Here is a 12,312-nt window from a genome sequence, read left to right as displayed (position 1 = left end):
ATGTAATGAATAAATATTGAAGCGACTATATCACTATGGCAAGAGCAAAAGACATAATCAAAAACTTAGACGAAAGAGCTATAGATCGTATAGTAGAAATGGGCTGGGAAGACCGCACTCCATTTGATGCTATCGAGGCTCAATTCGGCGTTTCTGAAGGCGAGGTTATCAAAATCATGCGCAATCAAATGAAACCTAGTAGTTTTAAAATGTGGCGCGAGCGTGTTCAAGGTCGTTCTACAAAACATAGAGCACAACGCATGGAAGGCATTGATAGATTCAAGTGTTCTAGACAGCGATCTACAGGTAATAAAATAGCCAAACGTTAATCGCTAATTACCTTTCTAAAGGTTAAGTTCAATCGCGGTTTTATAGTCTTTTTCGTTTTGGCAATTTGATGTTTATAAAAATGTTGCGTGCCACCGCTCATTATTAGCACACTGCCGTGCTCTAGTTTAAACTTATATCGGTGTTGTTTAAGCGTGTTATGTTTCAGGTGAAAAAATCGTTCCTCACCAAAACTTACTGATGCAATTGTTGGATTTTCACCTAGAGCTTTTTCATCGTCTGCATGCCATCCGTTAGAATCATTCCCATCTCTATATAAATTAAGCAAACAAATATTGAAGTCGGTTTGAGCAAGTTGTTCAACATCTTTTTTAATCATGGCTAACGTTTTGGTCCAGGGTAAGGGTTCAAATTCAATACCCGAATATCCATAATTCAATTTTGGATCACCATATAATTGAGTAAGCCTAGGTTCTAGGTGCTCTTTTCCAAACAACTTTATTTTGTTCTGGCGCCATTTCGTTTCCTCAATAATTATACGCTGTAATGTGTCCGCTTTCGCGAAAGCGTAATAATTACCTACATAATGTAGTTCACCATCAGGTAGTTCGGGAAGATTACTAGAAAACAACTTATTATGCATGCATATAAAAACTAAAGGAAACCATAGCAAGATAGGGTAGTGGGTTATTATCTTGCAAGGCTTTTAAACAATAAATATGTACACTTCTAGAATAGCCGGAATGGGAAAGTATGTCCCTGAAAATGTGGTGACTAATGATGATCTTTCTAAATTAATGGATACAAATGATGCGTGGATTCAAGAGCGTACAGGTATTAAGGAACGACGTCATATTAAAAAAGGCGATGGAAATTCAACTGCAGTAATGGGTGTAAAAGCTGCCGAAATTGCTCTTGATCGAGCTGGAATATCTAAGGATGAGATTGATTTAATCATTTTTGCAACCCTATCTCCCGATTATTACTTTCCAGGATGTGGTGTCCAAGTACAAGATATGATGGGAATTCACACTTGTCCAGCCCTTGATATACGTAATCAATGTAGTGGTTTTATTTATGGAATCTCTGTAGCTGATCAATTTATTAAAACAGGTATGTATAAAAATGTACTTTTAATAGGATCAGAAAATCACAGCGGTGGATTAGATTTTTCTACTCGTGGTCGCGGTGTAACCGTAATTTTTGGTGATGGAGCAGGAGCCGCCGTTCTTACCCGATCAGAACAAGAAGGTCATGGAGTACTTTCAACACATTTACATAGTGAGGGGAAACACGCGCTAGAACTTTCTCTTAAAGGTCCTTCTACTAACCATTGGGTTCCTCAAATAATTGAGGAGAATCCACAAGAAGATATTCCTTACTACCCATATATGAATGGCCAGTTTGTATTTAAAAATGCAGTAGTCCGTTTTAGTGAAGTGATAATGGAAGGATTGAAAACTAATGGATTGGATGTTAATGATATTGACATGCTTGTGCCACATCAGGCTAACTTGCGTATCTCGCAGTTTATTCAAAAGAAATTTCAATTATCTGATGACAAAGTATACAACAACATACAGCGCTATGGAAATACGACTGCAGCCTCTATCCCAATAGCGTTGTGTGAAGCGTGGGAAGAAGGTAAAGTAAAAGAAGGAGATACGGTCGTTCTTGCAGCCTTTGGAAGTGGATTTACTTGGGGTAGTGCAGTAATTAAATGGTAGTTATCTTAGAAAAACTGATTAGTTATTCTATTTGAATTCTTTATATAAACAAAATCCCGAGCCTGCAAGCTCGGGATTTCTAGTTATCGTACAATAACACCAACCATTAATTATGAATTATACGAAACGTTAACCTTTGAATTTTTCTTTTTCAAACAATTCAATTATCAAATAAATCGTAAAGGGTTTATCACGTCCTTCAATTAAAAGACGCTAACTTTGTTGAAATGTTACAGCTTAAATCTTAAATATGTCTAAAAAAACACTTGTATTAGGAGCATCGCTTAAAACAGACCGTTACTCAAACATGGCTATAAATAGACTGGAATCTTATCAGGTTCCTACCGTAGCCATAGGTTTGAAAACTGGTGAGGTTGCAGGAGTAGCTATTGATACTGATCAACCCCAATATGAGGATATTCACACGGTGACTTTATATTTAAATCCAAAGAGACAGCAGCCCTATTACGATTACATTTTAAGTCTAATGCCTAAACGTGTCATTTTTAATCCTGGCACAGAAAACCCTGAATTTTATGAAATTCTAAGGTCAAATGGTATAGAGGTAGAAGTGGCGTGTACTTTAGTAATGCTAGGTACAAATCAATATTAATTATGTGCTGATTTAGAAGGTAGTAATATTGACGCAATCAATAACAACGAAAAGGTGATTGCACCATTTAATAAAAGAATAAAAAACCCAAATTCAAATCCCGCTTTTTCGGCTAGTACACTCACGGTATAGGCAATAAATGGAGATATTATCGCTATAACAGGAACGCTGTATCGATGAGGTTTAAACGAAGTGAGTATTCCAAAGCTAAACAAACCTAAAAGTGGTCCATAGGTGTAACCAGCAAAAACAAAAAGTTTAGTAATTACACTGGCATCTTGGATCACGTATTCAAAACTTACTATCACAAGAATTAATAGGATTGAAAACGCGATATGTGTTAACATACGTACTTTCTTTTGCCTAGATTCAGAGTAGTTTTTTTCTACGTTTAAAATATCGACAGAAAATGAGGTGGTAAGTGAAGTTAGAGCACTGTCAGCACTACTATAAGCAGCGGCAACAAGTCCTAGCATGAATACCAGTCCCAGTCCTATTCCCATATCACTTTGTAGCGCAATTGCAGGGAACAAGCTGTCCTTAGAAGCTTGAATGTTTTCTGCTTTGGCAAAAGCAGTTAATAGAACTCCTAGTACTAGGAATAATAAATTAACTACGGTAAGTACAATCGTGAACCAAAACATATTCTTTTGAGCGTCTTTGAGACTGCGACAAGTCAAGTTTTTTTGCATCATATCTTGATCTAATCCTGTCATTACAATTGCTATAAATGCACCAGATAAAAATTGTTTCCAAAAATATTGATCACTTTTCCAATCATCAAAAAAGAATACTTGAGAGTAGTTACTGCTGTTTATATAGTCAATTAAGCTATTAATAGAAGAAAATTCTAGTCTCTCATAAAGAAAATACAAGGCTACACCTACGGCTATAAGCATAAATAAAGTTTGCAAGGTGTCTGTCCATACAATTGTTTTAATACCGCTTTTAAACGTATACAACCAGATAAGAATAACAGTAAGAGTTACCGTTTGCCAAAATTCAATCCCTACTTGCATAGGATCAAAAACAAAAGTTTGAAGTACGCCTGCCACCAAATAAAGCCTAAAACTCGCTCCTACAACTCTACTCAATAGGAAAAAGCTGGATCCGGTATATTGAGCTGATTTTCCGTATCTATCATGCAGATAGGTATAAATACTAGTTAGATTGAGTCTGTAATACATGGGAAGCAAGACTGTTCCTATTACAAGATACCCTAAGGTATACCCAAGTACTACTTGAAAATACCCCATAGAATCTGCCTCAACATTACCAGGAATACTTATAAAGGTTACACCGCTCAATGAAGCACCTATCATCCCAAAGGCAACTATATACCATGGTGAAGAACGGTTACCTCTAAAAAAGGTTGCACTATCATTTTTACGACCTACTAAAAAGGAAATGCCGATTAGTACGGCAAAATAACCGATGATTGTAAATAATATCTGATTAGGACTCACTAACTTATTTTAATGGCGAATTTACAAAAGACATTGTTAGATATAAGATAGTAAAAATCTATAATTGGGAAATTAAGGTACTGGGTCATGACCACTGCCACCCCATGGATGACAGCTAGAAATACGTTTAATGGCTAGCCAGCCACCTTTAAAAAAACCATGCTTAATAAGAGCTTCTTTGGAATAGCTAGAACATGTAGGAGTGTATCTACAACTAGCAGGAGTAAAGGGAGATATCGCATTTTGATAAACCCAAATTATTCCTAGAAAAGGATATGTAAGCCACTTTTTCAATCTAATTTATTCGTATATAAAATTAAACAAGTTCAACATGAATTAAAAATGTGGCATTTTAATTTCTAGTTTAGAACTATTTATAACTATGCATAAATAGTAATCCCTTTAATCAACTATAATGATAATCATTTAAAAAACGATGATATCAAGATAGCTTTAAGTCTAAGCGCTTATAAGGTATAAGTAGTTCCGTCTGGACCATCTTTAAGTTGAATTCCAGCCTCTAGTAATTGATCCCTGATTTTGTCACTTGTTGCAAAATCACGATTTGCTCTAGCTTGTGCTCTTAAATCAATTAACAATTGCATAGCTTTATCTAAGTGTTCTGTTTCATCACCAATTAAGGATTCTTGAGAACTTTTTAGACCTAAAACATCATAGAAAAAATCCCTGAAAGTTTGCTGCAACACGGTTAAGTCCTCTTGATTTATAGATTCGGAACCGCTGTTAATTTTTTGAATTAAACTCGCTCCTTCAAATAATTCTGCTACTAGGATAGGAGTGTTAAAGTCATCATTCATTGCTGCATAACATTTCTCTTTCCATTCATTAATGGAAAAGCTACTAGTTTGAGAAACGGGTAATTTGTCTAATAAAGTAATAGCTTCATTAATACGATTATAACCTTTTTCAGCCGCTAGGATAGCATCATTACTAAAATCTAAAACAGATCGGTAATGAGCTTGCATCATGAAGAAACGCACTACACTAGGTGAAAAACCTTTTTCCATGAAGTCGTTATCACCGGTAAATAGTTCTTTAGGTAAAATACTGTTACCAGTTGACTTTGACATTTTCTTGCCATTAAGAGTCAGCATATTAGCATGTAACCAATAGTTTACAGGACTACAACCGTGTGCTGCTTCACCTTGAGCAATTTCACATTCATGATGTGGAAATTTAAGATCCATTCCACCACCGTGAATATCAAAGGTGTCTCCTAAATATTTACTGCTCATCACAGTACATTCTAGATGCCAACCGGGAAAACCATCACCCCATGGGCTAGGCCATCTCATGATATGATCTGGATTTGCTTTTTTCCACAAGGCAAAATCTTGAGCATTTTCTTTTTCATCCTGAGCATTAAGATCACGTGTGTTTGCGATCATATCCTCTAGATTTCTGCCGCTTAATTTTCCGTAACGATGATCAGTATTGAATTTAACGACATCAAAATAGACAGATCCGTTACGCTCATACGCATAACCTTTGTCAATGATGTTTTTGATAATTTCAATTTGCTCAACAATGTGTCCAGTTGCAGTAGGTTCAATGCTAGGTGGTAAGGCATTAAATTGCCTCATTACATTATGAAAGTCTAGGGTATACTGCTGTACCACTTCCATAGGTTCTAGCTTTTCTAGTCTAGCTTTTTTGGATATTTTGTCTTCTCCTTGATCAGCATCATCTGTTAGGTGGCCAGCATCGGTAATATTACGTACGTATCGAACTTTATATCCTAGATGCTTTAGATACCTAAATATCATATCAAAGCTTATGAAAGTACGACAATTCCCTAGGTGTACATTGCTGTATACAGTAGGTCCACATACATACATACCTATTCTTCCCGGCGTTATAGGAGTAAAAACTTCCTTCTGGCCATTAAGTGAATTGTAAAGCTTTACTTCATTGCTTTGGTATAATTCCATAATGTTGATTTATAAGGTAAAGATATTAGATGTTACGCTTTCGCGAAAGCGTAATCAATAACAAACTATCACGTAAAGAAGGTGATTCTAGAATTTGGTTTCTAGACTTATGTAATTCAGAAATTCCTTTTTAACTTCTGGCTTTTTAAATTCGCCTCCAAACTCACCCGTAACGGTACTACTTTCAATGTCGCGAATACCTCGACTATTTACGCAAAGGTGTTTTGCATCAATCACACAGGCAACATTCTCTGTTCCAAGAACTCTTTGAAGTTCCCTCACTATTTGGATATTTAATCGCTCTTGCACCTGCGGTCTCTTAGCATAATAATCTACAATACGATTCATTTTTGAAAGTCCAACCACAGTTCCATTTGAAATGTAGGCAACATGAGCACGTCCTACTATAGGTAGTAAGTGGTGTTCACAGGTAGAATACAATGTTATGTTTTTCTCGACTAACATTTCATTGTATTTGTATTTATTGTCAAAGGTGCTTGCCTTTGGTTTTTTATCGGGTCTTAATCCTCCAAAGATCTCATTAACAAACATTTTTGCAACCCTTTTAGGTGTTCCCTGCAGGCTGTCATCGGTCATGTCCATTCCCAATGTTTGTAAGATGTTATGAACATCTTTTTTAATACTCTCTATCTTTTCCTCATCGGTAAGACTAAAAGCGTCTTCACGTAGCGGTGTTTCTTCACTGGACCATGAGTGATCGTGGTCGTTTATATCATCCAAAAGATCTTCTACTTTCATAAAATACTATCGCTTTAAAAGCGTTAAAATGCGGTTGCAAAGATACAACTAAGGTCTTTAATTTAACTAATTAGAGTAGTAGGCGTGTTAATAATTAGCTTACAGTTAACGCTATGTTAATGAAAATTAAGATATTTGTTACTTACTCAAGATTTAATCTAAGTTCAAAGCAATGATTTCTATTAAAAAACTCTTGTTGAGTTTGCTCTTTTTTACAGTGGCAATCACAGCATACAGCCAGGTTCAAACTATTAATATGCCCACCAATGCAACTGAGAGATATGTAGGTTGTAACAATGCTTTTTTAAATGATAGTGGCGGTCCTGCAGGAAATTATGGAAATAATGAAAATGGTGAACTTATTTTATGTCCTATTATTCCGACAGATAGAATGCAATTCAATATAGGACTTATTGATATAGGTCCTAATGATGTTTTAACTATTTATGACGGTGATGATAATACAGCACCTGTTCTTTACACTGCATCAAATACAACTACTGCGCCAGGAGTGATAGAAGCATCTCCTACTAATTCGACCGGTTGTTTGTTTATCACCTTTGTCTCTGATGGTACAAATACGAATAATGCAGGTTGGAGAGCGACGCGAGGTTGTTTTGATCCTTGTCAAACCATTACGCCTTCTATTACAACAACTCCAGCAACCGATGCAGACGGAATTTTAAGAATATGTCAAGGTACTACTGTGAATTTTGACGGAAGCGCAACTTTTAGTTTAGATGGAACAGGAGCAACATACGAGTGGGATCTAGGAAATGGCAATGGAACAGTAACTGGGCAAATGGTGAGTGAAACGTATGCGAGTCCTGGAATATACAACGTTCAATTTACTGTAACTGATAATATTGGCTGTACTGATAGAGAGGAAATAGACTTAATAATCTTTGTTTCAACAGATCCTGATTTTACGGGTACTCAACCTGATGACACCACCATTTGTTTTGGAGATAGTACCGACATTACTGGAGTGGTCACGCCGGTTGAATTTGCGATAAACCCAACTCCGCCTGTCGCAGGACAAACTTTCCTTCCTGATGGTAGTGGTGTTTCCTATCAAACCTGTATAAATGTTGATATTTTTACTCCAGGTGCAGTGGTAACTAATGCATCTGATATCGTAGATATCTTCTTAGAAATGGAGCATTCCTATTTAGGAGATCTAGAGGTAACTATAATTTCTCCAAATGGGCAAACAGCAGTTCTTCATCAATATTCTAATGGTGGCGGAACATTTTTAGGAATCCCAATAGATAATGACTCAGACCTGAGCCCTGGTAGAGGATTTTTATACTATTTTACCGAACAACGAGCAGCGACACAAACATGGGCTCAGGCCGCAGCTGCAAACGCGACTATTCCTGCTGGTGATTATCTTCCATTTGATCCTTATACTAATTTAATAGGAAGTCCATTAAACGGTCAGTGGTGTATAGATATAGTAGATAATTTAACTTCGGACAACGGTTATATTTTTCAATGGGGTATTACTTTTGATCCAGCAATAATACCAGGTGAGTTCAATTTTACACCTGGTAGTAGCGCAACTAGATGGTTGCCAGATCCTTCTATTACAGCCACAAATGGTGATGTGATAACAGTAACACCTACTACTGAAGGTCTTAACTGTTATACTTATGAATTTACGGACAGCTTTGGTTGTATTTATACAGAACAGGTTTGTATAACTGTAGAACAGGAAATTCTCGATGCTGCACCAAATGACATTGTTGAATGTGGAACTTTAGGTACTACCGCTGTTGACCTTACGGTTAATACACCTATTGTATTAAATGGTTTAAATCCGGCCGATTTTTCAGTCGCTTACCATAATACCTTAAACGACGCAGAGAACGCAACTAACCCTATTGCAAATCCTAGTGCATACGTAACAACTACTTCTCCAGAGACTGTCTATGTCTCTATTACAAACCTAGCAAATAGTTGTATTGAAGTAGATCCAGCTGGTTTTCAAGTGTCGATTATAGACTTTGGAACAGTAACGATTCCAGATATTAACAGCTGTACGGCCCTTGTTAATTTTGACTTACAAGGTTATGTAAATAGTAGCTTGTCTGGCGGCGGCGGTGGAACGGTAGGAACTAATTTTACGATGACATTTCACACCTCGCAAGCAGATGCTACAACTGGAGCAAATCCTATACCGCTTCCTTATAACCAAGCTTCTGGTACTGTAACTATTTGGATAAGAATTGTGAGCACTGCTGATCCTTCTTGTAACGCAGTATTACCTTTTGATATAACAGTTAATCAAACCATTACAGGTCCGGTTAACGATATAGTGGTATGTGATGATGCTAGCAATGACGGTGTTGAGGTTTTTGATCTTACTACTCAAGATGCAGATGTTCAATCGGTAACTGGTGGTAACGTTACCTATTTTGAAACTCTGGCAGATGCTTCTGCAAATACAAACGCTATTACTAACCCAACTGGATACTCTAATATTTCTAATCCTCAAATTATTTACGCTAGGTTGGAAAATCCTATTGATCCATCATGTTCTGATGTAGCACAATTTGCAATACAAGTTGATTATTTAGGAGTGTATAATACAGCCTCTGATATGGTTGTGTGTGATGATGTCACTAATGATGGAATAGAAAACTTTGATTTAACTACTCAAGAAGTTGATATCTTAAATGGTCAAAATTCAGCAGATGTTACTATAACATACCACCTTTCTCAAGGCGATGCAGATGCTAATATCAATGCTATTGCAACTCCTTCTTCTTACACTAATGGAGTTGTAGGTGGTGAACAAATTTTTGTACGAGTAGAAGGCGTGCCTAATGCTGCTTGTTATACTACTGGAAGTTTCAATATTGTGGTTAATGAATTACCAGTAGCAACCACGCCAAATGATATGGTGGTTTGTGATGACACCAGTAATGATGGGGTAGAAATTTTTGACCTTACCTCACAAGACGCCAGTATTCAAACGATAACAACTGGAAATGTTAGTTACTTTGAATCAATGGCCGATGCTACTTCAAATACAAATCCAATTACTAACTCAACAGCTTATTCAAATACTTCAAATCCGCAAACAATCTATGCTAGGTTAGAAAATTCTAGCAATACCGCTTGTTTTGATGTAGTTCAATTCGCATTACAAGTGGATTATTTAGGTGTTTTTAATACAGCACAGGATATGATTGTTTGTGATGATACAAGTAACGATGGTATTGAAATATTTGATTTGACCTCGCAAGAAGTTGATATTCTAAATGGACAAAATCCAGTAGATGTTTTGATAACTTACTATCTTTCTCAATCAGATGCTGATGCTGCGACTAATGCTATAGCTTCTCCAAGTTCTTATACAAACAGTACAATAGGAGGAGAGCAAATTTTTGTAAGGGTAGAAGGTGTGTCTAATGGTTCGTGTTTTACAACAGGTAGTTTTAGTCTTGTTGTTAATGAGTTACCGGTGGCAACAAGTCCTGCAGATCTAGTGGTTTGTGATGATCCTTCTAACGACGGCATTGAGAATTTTAACTTAAGTTCACAAGATGCGGCAATTTTAAACGGATTGAACGCAGCAGATTATGTGATAACTTACTTTTCTTCTCAAGCTAATGCTGATTCAAATACCAATACTTTAAATTCAACAAGTTATGATAATACTGCAGCTACAGAGACCATTTATGTAAGAATGGAAAGTGTAGTAAATGCGACCTGTTTTTCGACAGTTAATTTTGATATAATTGTTAATCCAGCTCCTTCTATTATTAATGGTAATGATTTAGAATTGTGTGATGATATTTCAGGAGATGGAATAGAAGTTTTTGACTTATCTCAAAACGATGCCGTGATATTGAATGGTTTAAATCCTGCTGATTATACTATAACTTATCATGCGTCTCAAACCGATGCAGATTCATCTATAAATCCTTTAAATACCAATTATTCAAATACTTCCACTTCTGAAACGATTTACGCTAGCGTAGTGAATAATACAACAGGTTGTTCAAATACATCAAGTTTCAACATCACCGTAAATCCAATTCCACAAACGGTTACGGTTTCAGATCTTGAAGTATGTGACGATGATAATGATGGTGTAGGTATGTTTTCTTTAAGCGATCGCACTGCAGAAATAACTAACGGTCAATCGGGAGTAGTAACATTTTATGAGTCACAAGCCGATGCTGTTTCACAAACAAACTCATTAGATGGTAACAGTTACAATAATATTTCTAATCCACAAACCATCCATTATCGATTAGAAAATGCTTCAAACGGTTGTTTTGCTGTAGGTACTTTTGAAATAGAGGCACTTGCAGCGCCTAATGCGTTTGTTGCAACACCACTTGAATCATGTGATGATGGAACTGGAATAGCTACGGTAGATTTAACTACTGCTATCCCAGAGATAACAGGAGGACAAACAAGTGATGTAACCTTCCATGAAACCTCTCAAGACGCCCAGGATGGCATTAACCCATTGAATGCTAATTATGATTTTAGCGGTGATACAACTGTATTCGTTAGGGTTGAAATCCCAGGTTTAGGCTGTGAAGGATTTACCACCTTAGATTTATTGTTTAATGATTTACCAGATCCACAATTACTGCCGCAATATATTTTGTGTAGAGATGAAAACGGAGTTCTTATAAATGGACCTGAATTACTTGATACAGGTCTTAATAATCAAGATTATTCTTTTGAATGGACTCGAAATGGTACAATCATAGCTGGTGCATCTGATTCCTTTTTGAATGCAACAGAAGATGGAGATTATGAAGTGGTGGTGACAGACTTGTTTACTGGCTGTCAACAAACTGAAAGTACTAATGTACGTTTTTCGGGAATTCCTCTTTCCTATGATGTTGAGGTTACTACAGACCCTTTTGATTTTTCACATGATATTTTTGTAACTACAGAAGGTCCAGATCAATATTGGTTTAGTTTAGACGGTGGACCTTACCAAGATTCACCATACTTTAATGACGTAAGTCCTGGACCTCACACAATGGCAATTGCAGAACGAACTGGTTGTGGTGAAGTAGTTGTAGAGGTGTTTGTATATGGGTATCCTGATTATTTCACTCCTAATGCAGACGGCTATCACGACACTTGGAATATTATTGGAGGTGATAGACTACCAGGAACACAGGTATTCATTTTTGATCGTTATGGGAAATTCCTAAAACAAATAGCAACCGATGGTCCTGGTTGGGACGGAACTTTTAATGGAGAGCCTTTACCAAGTTCTGATTATTGGTTTAAAATTGAATATCAATTTGAAGGACAATCCGCAGAGGCTACTGGGCACTTTGCTTTAAAAAGATAATCTCTTCATGGTATACATTATTAAAGCCCGCATTTTAAATGCGGGCTTTTGCTTACTAGGTTTTAAAACTGCTTATTATTTATTTGATTACGCTTTCGCGAAAGCGTAATAACTAAACACTACCAAGCACAATTATTATAAAAATCATTTAATCCTAGGTATAAAAAAA

At 36.5% G+C, this 12,312-nt stretch carries 9 protein-coding genes; 4 read left to right on the top strand and 5 right to left on the bottom strand.

Annotated elements, in window-relative coordinates; genetic code table 11:
* Positions 1–35 precede the first annotated feature (35 nt).
* Positions 36–329 carry a TIGR03643 family protein gene (locus tag HCN53_RS07075; RefSeq protein WP_060523929.1) on the top strand — a complete coding sequence of 98 codons (294 nt, stop codon included), beginning with the start codon at positions 36–38 and terminating at the stop codon, positions 327–329.
* On the opposite strand, the gene HCN53_RS07070 is transcribed toward HCN53_RS07075, so the two are convergent.
* Positions 326–931: an alpha-ketoglutarate-dependent dioxygenase AlkB family protein gene (locus tag HCN53_RS07070; RefSeq protein WP_167342496.1), complete on the bottom strand. Its 606-nt coding sequence runs from the start codon at positions 929–931 to the stop codon at positions 326–328. The genes HCN53_RS07075 and HCN53_RS07070 overlap by 4 nt on opposite strands.
* 76 nt (positions 932–1,007) lie before the next feature.
* Here HCN53_RS07070 and HCN53_RS07065 point away from each other — a divergent pair, with 76 nt between their 5' ends.
* Entirely contained in the window at positions 1,008–2,015 is a 1,008-nt protein-coding gene (locus HCN53_RS07065; RefSeq protein ID WP_060523933.1) for a 3-oxoacyl-ACP synthase III family protein, read from the top strand.
* 250 nt (positions 2,016–2,265) lie between these two features.
* A complete protein-coding gene (locus HCN53_RS07060; RefSeq protein WP_105019596.1) occupies positions 2,266–2,628 on the top strand; it encodes a CoA-binding protein in 363 nt (120 codons plus the stop codon).
* On the opposite strand, the gene HCN53_RS07055 is transcribed toward HCN53_RS07060, so the two are convergent.
* The 4 genes from HCN53_RS07055 to folE form a co-directional block, all read right to left on the bottom strand.
* A complete protein-coding gene (locus tag HCN53_RS07055) occupies positions 2,625–4,094 on the bottom strand; it encodes a sodium:solute symporter (protein WP_167342494.1) in 1,470 nt (489 codons plus the stop codon). The two genes, HCN53_RS07060 and HCN53_RS07055, sit on opposite strands and share 4 nt — an antisense overlap.
* Positions 4,095–4,166: 72 nt before the next feature.
* Positions 4,167–4,388 (bottom strand): membrane protein insertion efficiency factor YidD, encoded by a 222-nt coding sequence (gene yidD / locus HCN53_RS07050; RefSeq protein WP_042277375.1) that lies wholly within the window; start codon positions 4,386–4,388, stop codon positions 4,167–4,169.
* Positions 4,389–4,561: 173 nt separating this feature from the next.
* Positions 4,562–6,046 (bottom strand): cysteine--tRNA ligase, encoded by a 1,485-nt coding sequence (cysS, locus tag HCN53_RS07045; protein ID WP_167342492.1) that lies wholly within the window; start codon positions 6,044–6,046, stop codon positions 4,562–4,564.
* 87 nt (positions 6,047–6,133) lie between these two features.
* On the bottom strand, positions 6,134–6,805 hold the full coding sequence (folE, locus tag HCN53_RS07040) for a GTP cyclohydrolase I FolE (protein ID WP_167342490.1): 672 nt from the start codon (positions 6,803–6,805) through the stop codon (positions 6,134–6,136).
* 256 nt (positions 6,806–7,061) lie between these two features.
* On the opposite strand from folE, the gene HCN53_RS07035 reads away from it, so the two are divergent.
* Positions 7,062–12,143, top strand: coding sequence for a T9SS type B sorting domain-containing protein (locus tag HCN53_RS07035; protein WP_167342487.1), 5,082 nt, complete (start codon positions 7,062–7,064; stop codon positions 12,141–12,143).
* Positions 12,144–12,312: the final 169 nt, after the last annotated feature.

The sequence above is a fragment of the Nonlabens sp. SY33080 genome, assembly GCF_011784885.1.
Classification (GTDB): Bacteria; Bacteroidota; Bacteroidia; order Flavobacteriales; family Flavobacteriaceae; genus Nonlabens; species Nonlabens tegetincola.
The sequence above is the reverse complement of the archived record's forward strand: the minus strand, read 5'-3'. Positions and strand labels throughout refer to the sequence as shown.

Excerpts from the sequence above, each read along its gene's own strand:
- HCN53_RS07075 (WP_060523929.1), top strand. The coding sequence starts at position 36 with ATGGCAAGAGCAAAAGACATAATCAAAAACTTAGACGAAAGAGCTATA.
- HCN53_RS07070 (WP_167342496.1), bottom strand. The coding sequence starts at position 931 with ATGCATAATAAGTTGTTTTCTAGTAATCTTCCCGAACTACCTGATGGT.
- HCN53_RS07065 (WP_060523933.1), top strand. The coding sequence starts at position 1,008 with ATGTACACTTCTAGAATAGCCGGAATGGGAAAGTATGTCCCTGAAAAT.
- HCN53_RS07060 (WP_105019596.1), top strand. The coding sequence starts at position 2,266 with ATGTCTAAAAAAACACTTGTATTAGGAGCATCGCTTAAAACAGACCGT.
- cysS (WP_167342492.1), bottom strand. The coding sequence starts at position 6,046 with ATGGAATTATACCAAAGCAATGAAGTAAAGCTTTACAATTCACTTAAT.
- folE (WP_167342490.1), bottom strand. The coding sequence starts at position 6,805 with ATGAAAGTAGAAGATCTTTTGGATGATATAAACGACCACGATCACTCA.
- HCN53_RS07035 (WP_167342487.1), top strand. The coding sequence starts at position 7,062 with ATGCCCACCAATGCAACTGAGAGATATGTAGGTTGTAACAATGCTTTT.